Source organism: Nocardiopsis tropica (assembly GCF_042660575.1).
GTDB lineage: Bacteria > Actinomycetota > Actinomycetes > Streptosporangiales > Streptosporangiaceae > Nocardiopsis > Nocardiopsis tropica.
On the sequence record NZ_JBHSUF010000008.1, the window covers coordinates 158832 to 173380 of the forward strand.

General features: G+C 69.2%; 12 protein-coding genes and 1 tRNA gene. 8 read left to right on the forward strand and 5 right to left on the reverse strand.

Annotated elements, in window-relative coordinates; translation table 11 throughout:
* Nucleotides 1-7: 7 nt before the first annotated feature.
* The 3 genes from ACFQBR_RS14815 to ACFQBR_RS14825 all read right to left on the reverse strand — a co-directional run bounded on the left by ACFQBR_RS14815 (nucleotide 8) and on the right by ACFQBR_RS14825 (nucleotide 2145).
* Entirely contained in the window at nucleotides 8-790 is a 783-nt protein-coding gene (locus ACFQBR_RS14815) for a methyltransferase (RefSeq protein ID WP_344183576.1), read from the reverse strand.
* A 723-nt stretch (nucleotides 791-1513) separates the two neighbouring features.
* Nucleotides 1514-1744 carry a hypothetical protein gene (locus tag ACFQBR_RS14820; RefSeq protein WP_344183574.1) on the reverse strand — a complete coding sequence of 77 codons (231 nt, stop codon included), beginning with the start codon at nucleotides 1742-1744 and terminating at the stop codon, nucleotides 1514-1516.
* A gap of 327 nt (nucleotides 1745-2071) precedes the next feature.
* Nucleotides 2072-2145: transfer RNA gene (locus ACFQBR_RS14825), tRNA-Gly, on the reverse strand.
* Between the two features lie 135 nt (nucleotides 2146-2280).
* Here ACFQBR_RS14825 and dcd point away from each other — a divergent pair.
* From dcd to ACFQBR_RS14845, 4 genes are all read left to right on the forward strand, one after another.
* Complete coding sequence (gene dcd / locus ACFQBR_RS14830) at nucleotides 2281-2871, forward strand: dCTP deaminase (RefSeq protein ID WP_344183570.1); 591 nt, start codon at nucleotides 2281-2283, stop codon at nucleotides 2869-2871.
* A gap of 430 nt (nucleotides 2872-3301) precedes the next feature.
* On the forward strand, nucleotides 3302-4300 hold the full coding sequence (locus ACFQBR_RS14835) for a quaternary amine ABC transporter ATP-binding protein (protein WP_344183598.1): 999 nt from the start codon (nucleotides 3302-3304) through the stop codon (nucleotides 4298-4300).
* Complete coding sequence (locus ACFQBR_RS14840; RefSeq protein WP_344183568.1) at nucleotides 4297-5532, forward strand: ABC transporter permease; 1236 nt, start codon at nucleotides 4297-4299, stop codon at nucleotides 5530-5532. Before ACFQBR_RS14835 ends, ACFQBR_RS14840 begins: the two co-directional genes overlap by 4 nt.
* A gap of 47 nt (nucleotides 5533-5579) precedes the next feature.
* Complete coding sequence (locus ACFQBR_RS14845) at nucleotides 5580-6512, forward strand: glycine betaine ABC transporter substrate-binding protein (protein ID WP_267947066.1); 933 nt, start codon at nucleotides 5580-5582, stop codon at nucleotides 6510-6512.
* A 100-nt stretch (nucleotides 6513-6612) separates the two neighbouring features.
* Here the strand turns inward: ACFQBR_RS14845 and ACFQBR_RS14850 are convergent, their stop codons facing one another.
* Together ACFQBR_RS14850 and ACFQBR_RS14855 are read right to left on the reverse strand one after the other, a co-directional pair.
* Nucleotides 6613-7227 carry a rhomboid family intramembrane serine protease gene (locus ACFQBR_RS14850; RefSeq protein ID WP_267947065.1) on the reverse strand — a complete coding sequence of 205 codons (615 nt, stop codon included), beginning with the start codon at nucleotides 7225-7227 and terminating at the stop codon, nucleotides 6613-6615.
* Nucleotides 7228-7330: 103 nt separating this feature from the next.
* Nucleotides 7331-7804, reverse strand: coding sequence for a hypothetical protein (locus ACFQBR_RS14855; protein WP_344183566.1), 474 nt, complete (start codon nucleotides 7802-7804; stop codon nucleotides 7331-7333).
* A gap of 665 nt (nucleotides 7805-8469) precedes the next feature.
* Here ACFQBR_RS14855 and ACFQBR_RS14860 point away from each other — a divergent pair.
* The 4 genes from ACFQBR_RS14860 (at nucleotide 8470) to ACFQBR_RS14875 (ending at nucleotide 14506) form a co-directional block, all read left to right on the forward strand.
* Nucleotides 8470-10161: an ABC transporter family substrate-binding protein gene (locus ACFQBR_RS14860; protein ID WP_267947063.1), complete on the forward strand. Its 1692-nt coding sequence runs from the start codon at nucleotides 8470-8472 to the stop codon at nucleotides 10159-10161.
* A gap of 178 nt (nucleotides 10162-10339) precedes the next feature.
* A complete protein-coding gene (locus ACFQBR_RS14865) occupies nucleotides 10340-11350 on the forward strand; it encodes an ABC transporter permease (RefSeq protein WP_344183564.1) in 1011 nt (336 codons plus the stop codon).
* Nucleotides 11351-11441: 91 nt separating this feature from the next.
* The gene (locus ACFQBR_RS14870) at nucleotides 11442-12281 is read left to right on the forward strand and encodes an ABC transporter permease (protein WP_267950557.1); all 840 of its coding nucleotides are present in this window, start codon (nucleotides 11442-11444) and stop codon (nucleotides 12279-12281) included.
* On the forward strand, nucleotides 12278-14506 hold the full coding sequence (locus ACFQBR_RS14875) for an ABC transporter ATP-binding protein (protein ID WP_344183562.1): 2229 nt from the start codon (nucleotides 12278-12280) through the stop codon (nucleotides 14504-14506). The genes ACFQBR_RS14870 and ACFQBR_RS14875 overlap by 4 nt, the downstream gene beginning before the upstream one ends.
* Nucleotides 14507-14549 lie beyond the last annotated feature (43 nt).

The following is a 14549-nucleotide window of genomic DNA, read 5'->3' on the forward strand; positions in this document are numbered from 1 at the left end:
CGTCCGGTCAGGCGTCCCCCGCCGTGCGGGTGGTGTCGTGCAGCTCGAACATCTGGTGCTCGATGTGGTGGTCGGGCTCGGCCCGTTCGGCGGCCAGGAGTTCGGGCCGCCAGCCGTGGGCGGCCGCGAGGTCCTCCATCGCGTCGCGGTAGCCGATGTCCCCGAACCCCAGGAAGAGCCGGCCCCGGGGCGCGAGGACGGCGCGCGCGCCGGCGAGGTAGGAGCGGCAGCAGTGGTGGCCGACGTCGAAGACCGCGCGGGTCAGATCGCAGGGGTGCTCGTAGCCCTCGGGCATGGCGACGTAGGGGATGGCCCAGAAGACGAGGTCGTACCCGGTGTCGGGGACGGCGTCGAACACGTCGCCGACCACCACCCTGACCCGGGAGGAGACGCCGTGGCGCCGGGCGTTGCGGGCGGTGTTCGCGGCGGCGGCGGGGCCGATGTCGACCGCGGTCACCCCGGCGCACCCGGAGAGCGCGGCCTGCACGGCGGTCACCCCGGCGCCGCAGCCGATCTCCAGGAAGCGGCCCCCCTGCGGGAAGGGGAGGTGGCGGGTGTAGAACCCGGTACTGGAGGTGAGCGCGGGCGAGAACACCCCGGGCAGCAGGTCCCAGGAACGGCCGAGGGCGTCGAAGTTCCTCCGGCCCTCCGAGAGCGCCCGCTCGACCAGGAGCGTGCTCCCGGCGACGACGGCGGACGAGGACGGGGCAGGGGTCCCGCCCGCGGCGCCCCCGCGCCCGGGGGAAGATGTGGTGCCGCGGGTGTTCGAGTGCTCGACGCGCTCGTGCATGGTTCCGCCTCGTCTCCTGGTGGGGGAACGCCTGCCGCAGGGGCCGCCGCCCGCCGACCGTCACCCGGACCGGCGCGGCCGGCGGGGAAGGGGGCGTGGGCGGACGCGTGAGCGCGACGGTCCGCGAAGCGCTCCACGAGAGGGCGCCGCGTCACGGTGCCGAATCGTGTGAGCACTCTCCGAAATCAAGGACAGAGTAGACGTCGATTCCGGAGCCGACCGGGGATGGCGCCTCCCGAACCTCAAGGAGAGCCTCTGAACTGGGAGAACTCCTCCGAGGCGGGCTTGTGGGAAGTGTGGGTGCGCGGCGCGACCTGGTGGCCGGGTTCGTGTCCCTGCCCGTGGGCGCCGGTGCGGGGCCGAGCCGCCCACGTCTCCGACGACGGCATCACCGCCGTGGCCGACGTCTATGGGGCAGGGTCTTCCTCGGCCGAAGAGGCGACCTGAGGTGCGGGGGCGTTGCGGCGTTCATGCTTGTAGGTGCTGACGGCCCTGGCCAGAAGCACCGACCAGAAAGCGGTCGAAGCCAGAGCCGCACCGCTGACCCGCCCTTCGGTCAGCCATTCCAGTACCACCCATTGCACTCCGACTCCGGTGAGGAGAGCGGTGAAGACGACCGGTCGGCGGGCCGGTTGCGCAGGGGCACTCATCCGGTGGAGGTCTCCCGCCCTGAGTTCGCGGGGATGCGTGGGTCGACGAGCGTCGTCGCCGTGCACAGGGGGGCTATTCCTCGGCGCTACGTGAGGGGCGGCTCCGGACGCGTTCGCGCCGGTCGAGGATCCAGCGGACGACGAGGGGGCTCACCAGACCGCTGGCGCCGCTCCCGATGAGGGTCGTGAGCCACGTGGGCCAACTCGTCAGGAGTGCGAGCGGCAACGAGACCGCCAACATCAGCGTGAACATGACGGCGACCATGGGGAGAAAGAACCTCTCCGGGTTGGGTGTGGCGCTCATACCGTCTCGAACTCCTTCGATACGGGGCGGGCCGGTGCCGACGCCCACCGGTGAATCAACGAGGGCCGAACGGCCCGCGCAACATCTGGCCCGGGAGGTGGCCGAACAGGTCGCCGCCGACCACGGCGTGTGCATCCGCCCGGTGTCCCTTCGACGCACGAACAAAGCCACCGGTGCCATCGAGGTGATCGACGTCCGGTGACTTCGCCGCGGAGTCGCCCTGACGGGCGTGTGGCACGTGTGTGGCACGGCCTCGGGGGTCCTGCCCCGGGAAAGCGGAACGGCCAGGTGTTCGGTTCTCACCGAGCGACCTGGCCGTTCTCGTGCTGGAGCGGATGACGGGAATCGAACCCGCGCTATCAGCTTGGGAAGCTGAAGTTCTGCCATTGAACTACATCCGCGTGTGACCGCCGGAAGTCCGGTTGTCGACGCACGCCATCCTAGCCCAACTCCGCCCCCCATGGGCAACTCGGCGCGGCAACCGCGGTCCGGCCGTCCCGCCTATGGTGCGTTGTCGCAGGCGGTAGGTTCGGACCGTGCTGCTCTCCGATCGCGATATCAAGTCCGAAATCGATGCCGGGCGGGTCCGGATCGACCCCTACGACCCCGGCCTCGTCCAGCCCTCCAGCATCGACGTGCGGCTGGACCGTTTCTTCAGGGTCTTCGAGAACCACAAGTACCCCCACATCGACCCCTCGGTCGAACAGCCCGACCTCACCCGCCTGGTCGAGACCGACGGGGAGGAGGCGTTCATCCTCCACCCGGGCGAGTTCGTGCTGGCGTCCACCTACGAGGTGGTCAGCCTGCCGGTGGACATCGCGAGCCGGCTGGAGGGCAAGAGCTCCCTGGGCCGCCTCGGCCTCCTCACGCACTCCACCGCGGGCTTCATCGACCCGGGCTTCTCGGGGCACGTCACCCTCGAACTGTCGAACGTGGCGACCCTGCCGATCAAGCTGTACCCGGGCATGAAGATCGGCCAGCTCTGCATGTTCCGCCTGTCCTCCCCGGCGGAGCGCCCGTACGGCTCCGTGGGCTACGGCTCCCGGTACCAGGGGCAGCGCGGTCCGACGCCGTCCAGGTCGCACCAGAACTTCGTCCGCACGCCCATCAGCCCCGACGCCTCCTGACCGGCGGCGGCTCTGGAATCGGCCGGACGCTTACGTTACGGTTATGAATCGACACGTACCGTCGCGCGACGCATCTGTCTCGCATATGTGACAAGGGTCACCATAAAAAGCAGAGTGGCATAGATCACATATAGACGTCTTGCGGTGCCGACATCCGGTGTCATAGGTCGGCGGACGGTTTTTATGTCGGTTAAACATGTTATTTGCCGGTTACCAACCGTCTGAACTGTGCGTACGTATCTCTGTAGGGTTTGCACCCGACGTGAACCAGGTAGCGGTACCGCCCCGACCAGGGGGCGCATGGGGGCCCTGCGCAAGCCAGCTACCTGCGGGAACCGCGGGTCGGCAGTGGGGCTGAGTATGCCCTGGTGTGCCTCGCGGCCAGGACAGCCCCATAGAGGAGACCGTGCCAGCAGTACGCGCAGACCACTTGTACAAGGTGTTCGGGAAACAGTCCGGAGCCGCCGTCGAGCGGCTCCAGGACGGCAGCCACCGTGACACCATCGCCGACCTCGACGTGACGGCAGCCGTCATCGACGTGTCCTTCGAGGTCGAACCGGGCGAGATCTTCGTCGTCATGGGCCTGTCCGGATCAGGGAAGTCGACCCTGATCCGGATGCTCAACGGCCTCCTGGAACCCACCGCGGGGACGGTCGAGGTCGGCGGCGTGGACATCACCGCCCTGAGCAGGAAGGAACTCCTGAACCTCCGGGGCGAGAAGATCAGCATGGTCTTCCAGCACTTCGCGCTCCTGCCCCACCGCACGGTTCTCGAGAACGCCGCCTACGGCCTGGAGCTCCGCGGGGTCCCGCGTGCCGAGCGCGGCCGCAAGGCGCGGGAGACCCTCGAACTGGTGGGCCTGGGCGGCTGGGAGGACAAGCTCCCCGAACAGCTCTCCGGAGGCATGCAGCAGCGCGTGGGCCTGGCCAGGGCGCTGGCCGCGGACACCGACATCATCCTCATGGACGAGGCGTTCAGCGCCCTCGACCCGCTCATCCGGCGGGACATGCAGACCCAGCTCCTGGAGCTCCAGGAGAGCCTGGGCAAGACCATCGTCTTCATCACGCACGACCTCAACGAGGCGATGCGCCTCGGCGACAGGATCTGCGTGCTCCGCGACGGCCGCGTCGCCCAGATCGGTACCGCGCAGGAGATCCTCAGCGAGCCCGCCAACGACTACGTCGAGCGGTTCATCGAGGACGTCGACCGGACCCGCGTGCTCACCGCGTCCTCCGTCCTGGACGCCGACGCCTCCGAGGCCGACGCGTCCGCGCCGCAGGTCGCCGCGAGCACGCCGGTGGCCGACCTGTACGCCGACATGACCACCGCCGAACGCCTCCGCGTGGTGGCCGAGGACGGCAGCGTCCTCGGCACGGTGACGCGCAACTCCGTGCTCGCCGCCCTCGCGGCGGGGAAGGAGACCCCGTGACACCCGTGGAGTTCCCACCGAGCCTGCCGATCGGCGAGGGCTTCGAGGCGTTCAACAGCTGGCTCAAGTCCAACTTCGGCCTCTTCTTCGACGCGCTCGGCGCGTTCATCCGCTGGGCGGTCGACGCCCTGTCCGGGTTCTTCGTCGAACCGGGTGCGGGCCAGCTCGCGTTCATCGCCGCGGTCATCGTCGCGGCCCCGCTGCTGAGGACCCGGCGGCTGCCGCTGACCGTGATCGTCGGCGCCGTCTCGCTGCTCTACGTCCTCCAGGGACAGTTCGGCTTCGGCGACACCGTCGTGAACCTCCTCGGACGCCCGTTCTTCGGGTGGGCGATGACGCTCTTCGACCAGCAGTACGTGGACGCCTACCTGTGCATCTCGCTGCTGTTCCTGATCGCCGTCACCGTGCTGGGCCTGACGGGCCGGTCGACGAGGGTCCGGACCGCCGTCGTCGCGGGCGGCTGGTTCGTCCTCCTCGTGCTGGGCTGGCTCGTGCTGCCGGCGCTGGTCACGAACCCGGCGTCGCTGCTGATGATCCTGCTGCTCGCCCTGCTCGCGCTCTCGGTGGCCGGATGGCGGATGGGCCTGTTCGCCCTCGTCGCCCTCACCCTGATCGCGTCCGTCGGCCAGTGGACGAATGCCATGGACACCCTGGGCCTCGTCCTCGTGGCCAGCGCCATCGCCGTCGTCGTCGCGATCCCCATCGGCGTCCTCGCGGCCTACAACGACACGGTCAGCAAGATCGCCAAGCCGGTCCTCGACCTGATGCAGACGCTGCCCGCGTTCGTCTACCTGATCCCCGCGATCTTCTTCTTCTCGATCGGCGCCGTCCCGGGCGTGGTCGCGACCATCGTGTTCGCGATGCCCCCCGGCGTCCGCCTGACCGAGCTGGGCATCCGCCAGGTCGACCGAGAGCTGGTGGAGGCGGGCGAGGCGTTCGGTGCGCCGAGCCGCAAGATCCTCACCGGCATCCAGCTGCCGCTGGCCCTCCCGAACATCATGGCGGGCGTCAACCAGGTCATCATGCTCGGCCTGTCGATGGTCGTCATCGCGGGCATGGTCGGCGCGGGCGGCCTGGGGAGCCAGGTGTACCAGGGCATCACGCGCAACGACGGAGCGCTCGGCTTCGAGGCCGGCATCGCCGTGGTCATCCTGGCCATCTTCCTCGACCGCCTCACCGCGGCCGTCACCCGCAAGGGGCCCCGGGCCCGCGCCTCCGCCCAGGCGTCCTGAGCCGACCCGGCCCCGCACACGGAATTACCTAGGGAAGGAATCCCACGATGTACACCCCCAAGCGCATGACCGCGCTGTCCGCCGCCGGCATGAGCGCCGCACTCCTCCTGACCGCCTGCGGTGGCGGCGGGGAGGACCTGACCGGCCCCGCGGAGGGCGAGGGCGGGGACAACAAGGAGATCAACATCGCGCTGATCGCCTGGGAGGAGGGCATCGCCACCACCGCCATGTGGGAGGTGATCCTGGAGGAGCTGGACTACGACGTCACCGTCACCGACGTCGACGTCGCCCCCATGTACCAGGGCGCCGCCAACGGCGACGTGGACCTGTTCCTCGACACCTGGCTGCCGATCACCCACTCGGACTACTGGGAGGACTACGGCGACCAGCTGGAGGACCTGGGCGTCTGGTACGACAACGCCGTCCTGACGATCACCGTCCCCACCTACATGGAGGACGTGAACAGCATCGCCGACCTGACCGACCACGCCGAGGAGCTGGGCGGCCAGATCATCGGCATCGACCCGGGCGCCGGCCTGACCCGGGTCACCAAGGAGGAGGCGATGCCGGGCTACGGCCTGGACGAGGACTTCGAGCTCGTCGAGTCCTCCACCGCGGCCATGCTCGCCGAGCTGGACTCGGCCATCGCCGAGGAGGAGCCCATCGTCGTCACCCTGTGGCGTCCGCACCCCGCCTACGCGCAGCACGACCTGAAGGACCTCGAGGACCCCGAGGGCCTCATGGGCGACGCCGAGCAGATCCACGCGGTCGGCCGTGACGGCTTCTCCGAGGAGTACCCGGAGCTCAGCGAGTGGATCGGGAACTGGGAGATGACCGACGACGAGCTGGCCTCCCTCGAGGTGCTGACCGTCGGCGAGGACGTCGACGACCCGCAGGCGGGCGCCCGCACCTGGCTGTCGGAGAACCCGGAGTTCCTGGAGCGCACCCTGGGCGAGGCCGCCGAGGGCCTGGAGTTCTAGCACGCCGGGCCGGCGGCGCGCGAGGCCGCGCGCCGCGCCCGCGGCGGGAAGCGTGAACGGGCCGCCCCCGAGGGGGCGGCCCGTTCGTGTCGTCGGGGGGTCAGGGGGCGTAGTAGCCGCCCTGGGCGCCGCCGTAGCCCTGGTTGAGCTGGCGGGCCCGCTCCCTCCTGGGGAGCAGGTACGCCGCGAGCAGGCCGCCGAGGAAGCCGAAGAGGTGGGCCTGCCAGGAGACGCCGGGGTACTGGGGGAGGACGCCCCAGATCATCGTCCCGTAGAAGACGACCACGCAGATCATGATGACGATGTCGACCGTCTTGCGCTCGACGATGCCGCGCAGGACCGTGTAGCCGAAGTAGCCGAACACCAGGCCGCTGGCGCCGACGGTGAGGGAGAAGGGCGAGCTGAACAGCCAGACCCCGACCCCGCTGACGACGATGACGATCAGCGTGGTGAGCAGGAACCGGCCCAGGCCGCTGAACGCCACGAGGGAGCCGAGCACCAGGAACGGCAGCGAGTTGCCGATGAGGTGTTCGAGGTTGCCGTGCATGAAGGGCGCGGTCAGCACGGTCCAGGGCTGGTCGAAGTTCCAGGCGCGCAGGCCGAACCCGTGGTCGAGCGCTCCCCGGAGGACGAAGCTGTCGAGGATCTCGAGAACCCACATGGCCGCGAGCATCCCCGCTACGGTCAGGATGGCGGTGATTCTGGACTGCTTCACGTCATCGAGGGTAGATGACACCGGCTTGCAGCGGTATGTCTGTGGGGCGCGTGGTGGGTAATTGTCTGATGTGTCCAGAGTCGTCCCAGGGGGACCCGGACGGTCAGGACGTCAGGGAGCGCTTGCGCGGCGGAATGCCGGCCACCGCCATGAACGACTCGACCTTGGCGGGGCTGGTCATCCCGGTGAGCGGCAGGTACGTGCGCGCGGCGCGGCGGCTCTGGAGCGAGGGGAAGCGCTTGGGGCGCCCGGTGGAGTCGCACAGGCCCAGGGAGCGGATGCGACCCGGCAGGACGTAGTAGGAGCCGATGTCGTGGAAGGGGACGCGCACGATGTAGCGGCCCCGCTGGTAGCGGAACTCGCCGTCGGAGACCTCCAGGACGGGGGCCTTGATCATGTGGCCGTGCGCGGCCAGGCCGGCGCCCCCGAGGGCGAGGAGCAGGCCGAGGGTGATGTGGGCCCAGTGCCCGGGGTCGATCGCGACCACCACGACGCCGAGTACCACCAGCGCGTAACCTGCCCACAGCTCCACGTGTTTACGGCCTACGGGGCAGACCATGCGGACTGTTTCGGACACGGCAGATGCCTCTCTCGCTGGGTGCTGCGGTGGGATGACGGCGGTCGCCGTTCCCGACCCTATCGGCTCCGCGGGCATGCGAACGGTGGTTTCGGACAGCTCTGCCGAGGGGTTAGGTCTCGGGTATGCGTGCTTTGGTGTCACCGGCTCCTTTTGACGCATTTATCTGATTAACATCATGTCATCCCACGAATCACTCGAAGATGCCGGGGTGTCCACTGGGGTGGCGTTTGCGACGAAAGAAAAGTGAGTCTTTCGTCCTCGATGGGGATTTTGGTGTCTTGTGTCCGTTTTTCTCTCGGTAATCATGCGCGAGCAAGTTGTAGTTAAACGTCGTTTACTTTATCGTCAACATTGTTGACTGGCATCAATGTCCAGCAATTCATTTCTGGCTTGTCCGAATCTGATGTCTGGGGCGTGTCGTGTGCGGTCGCCTCTGACCTGCGTGAACTGGTCGTGTTACCGCTGTATTGAGGGTTTGTGTCGACGTCCAAGGTCGATGGGCGCGAACCGGTTGCGGATGGGTCACGAATCTGCCAGTAGGGCTATACAGACATTTCGCTCAATGGTCTTCTGATCGACTAATCGCCTAGGCTCGGCTGGCTGTGTGCGAACCACACAAACCCGCGCGGTCCGGCTCGTATTAGTGATCAAGGGTGTGACTGATGGAGAATCGTAGGAAATTGCTGGCCGCCGCCGCTGTCGGCGTCTCGGCTGCCCTGGTGCTGGGCGCCTGCTCGCCCCCCGAGGACAGTGGCGGTGGCGGTGATGGAAGCTCCGTCACCTGGATCGTCAACCAGGCCGGCGGCGGCTGGAACCACAACGCCCCCGAGGGCGGTTCGGTCTACGTCATCCAGATGCTCCACGGCGTCCTGCCCCCGACCGGGTTCTACAACCCCGAGGGCCAGTGGGAGTGGAACTCCGACCTCATCGTCAACACTCCCGAGCTGCTCAGCGAAGACCCCATGGTCTGGGAGTACGAGATCAACCCGGACGCCAACTGGAGCGACGGCGAGCCCATCGACGCCGACGACTTCATCTGGGCCTGGAAGATGAACAGCGGCAAGGAGGAGCTCTGCGCCGAGATCTGCAACTCCCGCGGATCCGACGTGGACGTGCTGATCGAGAGCGTCGAGGGCTCCGAGGACGGCAAGACCGTCACGGTGACCATCGAGGAGGGGACGCAGTTCCCCGAGTGGTACACCTTCGGCATGGACGGCCTGTACCCGTCGCACCTCGCCGAGGCCGAGGGCTTCGACCTCGACACGCCCGAGGGCATGCTGGAGTCCTCCCACTGGTTCAACGAGAACCCCGTGACCGTCTCCGGCGGCCCGTACATCTTCGAGGGCACCCCCGAGCTCGACGGGCGGATCGTCAAGACCGTCAACGAGGAGTACTACGGCCCGGCCCCGGAGATCCAGGAGATCATCCAGCAGGTCAACACCGAGGAGGGCAGCTGGGTCCCGGCGCTGACCAACGGCGAGGTCCAGGGCGGCTCCCCGGCCTCCTGGTCCGACGACGTCATCACGCAGCTCGAGGACGCCCCCGACGTCGAGTTCGGCATCGAGTCCGGCGGCAGCTGGGAGCACCTCGACGTCAACCTGGACAACGAGGCGCTGTCCGACCGGGCGCTGCGCCAGGGCATCTTCACCGCCATCGACGTCCAGAACATCGCGACCCGCACCTACGGCGAGAAGTTCCCCGAGGTCGAGCCCCGCACGAACCACATCTTCTCCTCCTCGAGCGAGTACCACGAGGACGTCATCACCCCCACCGGGCAGGGCACCGGTGACACCGAGGCCGCCCTGGAGCTCCTGGAGGAGGCCGGCTACGAGCTCAACGGCGACACCCTCGAACTCGACGGCGAGGCGGTCCCGGCCCTGCGCCTGCGCTACACCGCCGGCCACGTCGCCCGCGAGATCATCGCCGAGCTGATCCAGGCCGACCTGGCCGAGATCGGCGTCACCGCCGAGATCGAGACCACCGACGACCTGGGCGGCACCCTCGCCGAGCAGGACTTCGACCTGATGATCTACGGCTGGAGCACCACCCCGGCCTTCGCCAGCACGCCCTACAACTACTGGCACAGCACGAGCCTGAGCAACCACGGCAAGCTGGACGTCCCCGAGGTCGACGAGCTCACGGAGCAGGCGCAGAACGTCGCCACCTCCGAGGAGGCCGCCGTGTTCGCCAACGAGGCCGCCGCGCTCGTGGCCGAGGAAGCCTACGTCCTGCCGTTCGTGGACACCCCGTCGTTCTACTTCTACGACACCAACTACCTCGGCAACGTCACGGACAACAACACCCAGTCGCGCCGAGCCCAGTGGAACCAGCACGAGTGGACCGCGGTCAACTAGCGCACCTCCCGGCCCGCATCGCTCCGTGCCTGACAGCGGGGAGACGCGCCCGGACCGGTGACCGCCGACGGGACGAGAGTCCCGGCGGCGGCCCGGCCCGGGCGGGCCCCGCCCGCCGTCCCCCGCGGCGGGCGGGGCCGCCTCCCCGTTCCGGGAGCGCTCACCGAAGGACCTTCCCATGCTCGTATACACCGCGCGTCGCCTCGCCGTGGCGATCCCAGTGCTCCTGGCGGCGTCGGTTCTCGTGTTCCTCATGGTCGACCTCAGCGGCGACCCGCTGGCGGACATGCGCCTCGCGCAGCCGCCGCCCAGCGAGGAGGCCATCGCCGCCGCGGAGGCCCGCTACTACCTGGACCGGTCGACCCCGGAACGGTACTGGCTCTGGATGACGGGGATCGGCGGCAACGGAGACATCGGCCTGCTCCAGGGCGAGTTCGGACCCTCGGTCCGGGGCGGCGCCTTCGACATCGGCGAACAGCTCGCCTCCGGCATCTCCGTCACCCTCCGCCTCGTCTCCGCCGCCCTCGTCTTCGCCCTCGGACTGGCGGTCATCTCCGGCGTCGTCAGCGCCATGCGCCAGTACTCCAAGCTGGACTACACCCTCACCTTCATCGGGTTCCTCGCCCTCGCCATGCCGACGTTCTGGCTGGGCGCGCTGATCCGGGAGGGCGGGCTGGTCTTCAACCGGTCCACGGGCACCTCGTTCTTCTTCACCATCGGGGCGAACTCGGCCCGGGTGGGCAACATGACCAACTGGGAGTACTTCCTCGACTCCGCCGGTCACCTCGTGCTCCCCACCGTCACCCTGATGCTGACCAGCTACGCGGCGTGGAGCCGCTACCAGCGCACGTCGATGCTGGAGGTGCTCAACAGCGACTACGTGCGCCTCGCCAGGTCCAAGGGCGTGCGCAACAGCGTGGTCGTCAGGCGGCACGCGCTGCGCACCGCGCTGATCCCCCTGGTCACCGTCGCCACCATCGGCTTCGTCGGCATCATCGAGGGCGTGGTGATCACCGAGACCATCTTCCAGTGGCGCGGTCTCGGGTACTTCTTCATCGAGGCGGTCAGGGCACAGGACGCGTTCGCGCTCATGTCCTGGCTGATGCTCAGCGGCACCCTCGTCGTCGTCGCCAACCTCATCGCCGACATCCTGTACGGCGTTCTCGACCCGAGGATCCGCTATGAGTGACATCGACAGCCGTACGGCGAGCGGGAAGGGCCCCGCCGGGCTCCCCGCCGGAGGCGACGTCAACCGGGGGGAGGAGCTGAGCCAGGTCCGGATGGTCTGGCGCCGGTTCCGCCGGCACCGGGCGGCGATGGTCAGCCTGGTCTTCCTTGGCCTGATCACGGCGTTCGCCTTCGTCGGACCCTTCGTGTGGCCGTGGGACCACACCGTCAGCCGGGACATCCTCGGCAACCAGCCGCCGAGCCTGCAGCACCCCTTCGGCACCACCAACCAGGGCAACGACGTGTTCGCGCAGACGATGCGCGGCACCCAGCAGTCCCTCAAGGTCGCCCTCACCGTCGCGGTCCTGTCGACCGTGATCGGCTCGGTCTGGGGCGCGGTCGCGGGCTACTACCGCGGCAGGGTCGACGCGATCATGATGCGCGTCGTCGACGTGTTCCTCATCGTGCCGCTCATCGTCGCCGTGGCGGCGATCAACGGCAACGTCCGGGGCGGGACCACCTGGTACGCGGTGGCGCTCATCATGTGCCTGTTCTCCTGGGCCACCATCGCCCGCGTGGTCCGCGGCGTGGTGCTCTCCCTGCGCGAACAGGAGTTCATCGAGGCGGCCAGGGCGGTGGGGGCCAGGGCCTCGCGGATCATCTTCCGCCACCTGCTGCCCAACGCGGCCGGGCCGATCATCGTGGCCGCGACCCTGCTGGTGGCGGTGGCGGTCCTCACCGAGGCCGCGCTCTCCTTCATCGGGTTCGGCATCCAGCCGCCGGACATCTCCCTCGGGAAGATGGTGGAGGGATCCAGGACCGCGGCCTTCACCCGGCCCTGGCTGTTCTACCCGCCCGGCATCCTGATCGTCATGATCTGCCTGACGATCAACTTCATCGGTGACGGACTCCGGGACGCACTCGACCCACGACAGACGATGGTGCGGCGATGACCACGACCGAACACATGAGCGACGGCCCCGTCCCGACCGCGGGGCACGATGTCGTCCTGGACGTCCGGGACCTCAGCGTCACCTTCTCGTCCGAGGACGGCCCCCTGGACGCCGTGCGCGGCGTCACCTACCAGGTCCGCCGCGGCGAGGCGCTGGGCATCGTCGGGGAGTCCGGCTCGGGCAAGTCGGTGACCTCGATGGCGATCATGGGCCTGCTGCCCAGGACCGCCAGGGTGACGGGATCGGCCAGGGTCCTCGACCAGGAGGTCATCGGGCTCGGCGACGCCGCGATCAGCAAGATCCGCGGCGAGAAGATCGCGATGATCTTCCAGGACCCCCTCACCTCGCTGAACCCGGTGTACACGATCGGCTACCAGATCGCCGAGGCCGTGCTCACCCACCGGGACGTGACCAAGAAGCAGGCGCGGGAGCGCGCCGTCGAACTCCTCGACAAGGTCGGCATCCCCAACCCCGAGCGCCGGGTCGACCAGTACCCGCACGAGCTGTCCGGCGGTATGCGCCAGCGGGTGGTCATCGCCATCGCGATGGCCAACGACCCCGACGTCATCATCGCCGACGAGCCCACGACCGCGCTGGACGTGACGGTCCAGGCCCAGGTGCTGGAGGCGCTGGAGGCGGCCCGCCGGGAGACCGGCGCCGCCCTCGTGCTCATCACCCACGACCTCGGCGTGGTCGCGGGACACGTGGACCGGGTGGCCGTCATGTACGCGGGTCGCCTGGTGGAGACGGGCACGGTCGAGGACGTCTTCTACCGTCCGCGCATGCCCTACGCCCTGGGCCTGCTGGGGTCGGTGCCCCGGCTGGACGGGGGACGGCACGAACGGCTCACCCCCATCCTGGGGACGCCCCCCTCCCTGCTCAACCTCCCGCGCGGGTGCGCGTTCGCGCCGCGCTGCCCGATGGCGCAGGACATCTGCCAGGAGGAGGTGCCCGAGCTCGCGGAGCCGGCGGACATCGGGGCCCCCGGCGCGGGGGAGGAGGACGACCCCCTGCGCCGGCACCGGTCGGCCTGCCACTTCAGCGAGCAGTTGGCCGGGGTCCGCCCGGAAGACCTCTTCCGGCCCACCTCCGTGGACGCGGAAGCGCCCGCCGAGGTCCTCGCGGCCGAGCTGGGGGGGACCCGGCCGGCGGGTGGCGCCGCCGGGGAGGCCCCGGAGGCGGAGCCCGGGACGGGGGCCGGCGCGCCCGGCGGGGGGTCCGAGGTCCTTCTGACCGCCACCGACCTCGTCAAGAACTTCCCGATCCGCTCCAAGGGGATCCTCCGGCGCAAGGTCGGGGAGGTCCAGGCGGTCTCCGGGATCTCCCTGGAGCTGCGCGAGCACGAGACCCTCGCGCTCGTCGGCGAGTCGGGCTGCGGCAAGTCCACGACGGCGCGCCTCCTGCTCCAGCTGATCCGCCGGACGTCGGGCGACGTCCGGTACATGGGGCGGCCGCTGCACGACCTGTCGGACGCCCAGATGCGGCCGCTGCGCCGTGACCTCCAGCTGGTCTTCCAGGACCCGTTCGCCTCCCTCGACCCGCGCATGACGGTCTCGGACACGGTCGCGGAGCCGCTGCAGATCCACGGCCGGGCCAAGGGCGCGAGGACCCGGGTCAAGGAACTCCTGGAACTGGTGGGCCTCAACCCCGAGCACGGCTCGCGCTACCCGCACGAGTTCTCGGGGGGCCAGCGCCAGCGCATCGGCATCGCCCGCGCCCTGGCGCTCAACCCCAAGGTGCTCATCCTGGACGAGCCGGTGTCGGCCCTGGACGTGTCGATCCAGGCGGGCGTGATCAACCTGCTGGAGGACCTCCAGGACGAGCTGGGGCTGTCGTACCTGTTCGTCTCGCACGACCTGTCGGTGGTCCGGCACATCGCCGACCGGGTCGCCGTGATGTACCTCGGCAAGATCGTGGAGACGGGCACGACCGACCAGCTGTTCAGCGCCCCGGCGCACCCGTACACGCAGGCGCTGATCTCGGCCATCCCGCTGCCGGACCCGGTCAAGGAGAGGACCCGGGAGCGGATCGTCGTCACCGGCGACGTGCCCAGTCCGGCCGACCCCCCGTCCGGCTGCCGGTTCCGCACCAGGTGCCCGAAGTTCGCGGGCGAGCTGTCGGAGGCCGAGCGGGTCAGGTGCGTGGAGGAGCCCCCGGACCTGCTGGACCGGGGGACGGGGCACCGGGACGCCTGCCACTACTCCCAGGTGGTCGAGCTGATCTGATCCGTCCGGGGCGTCGGGCCGGCGGCGGGGCGGGAGCCCCGGC

Bases quoted from the DNA above. Each gene is read 5' to 3' on its own strand.
- ACFQBR_RS14815 (WP_344183576.1), bottom strand. From the start codon at position 790: ATGCACGAGCGCGTCGAGCACTCGAACACCCGCGGCACCACATCTTCC.
- ACFQBR_RS14820 (WP_344183574.1), bottom strand. From the start codon at position 1,744: ATGAGCGCCACACCCAACCCGGAGAGGTTCTTTCTCCCCATGGTCGCC.
- ACFQBR_RS14845 (WP_267947066.1), top strand. From the start codon at position 5,580: ATGTACACCCCCAAGCGCATGACCGCGCTGTCCGCCGCCGGCATGAGC.
- ACFQBR_RS14860 (WP_267947063.1), top strand. From the start codon at position 8,470: ATGGAGAATCGTAGGAAATTGCTGGCCGCCGCCGCTGTCGGCGTCTCG.
- ACFQBR_RS14865 (WP_344183564.1), top strand. From the start codon at position 10,340: ATGCTCGTATACACCGCGCGTCGCCTCGCCGTGGCGATCCCAGTGCTC.
- ACFQBR_RS14870 (WP_267950557.1), top strand. From the start codon at position 11,442: ATGGTCTGGCGCCGGTTCCGCCGGCACCGGGCGGCGATGGTCAGCCTG.
- ACFQBR_RS14875 (WP_344183562.1), top strand. From the start codon at position 12,278: ATGACCACGACCGAACACATGAGCGACGGCCCCGTCCCGACCGCGGGG.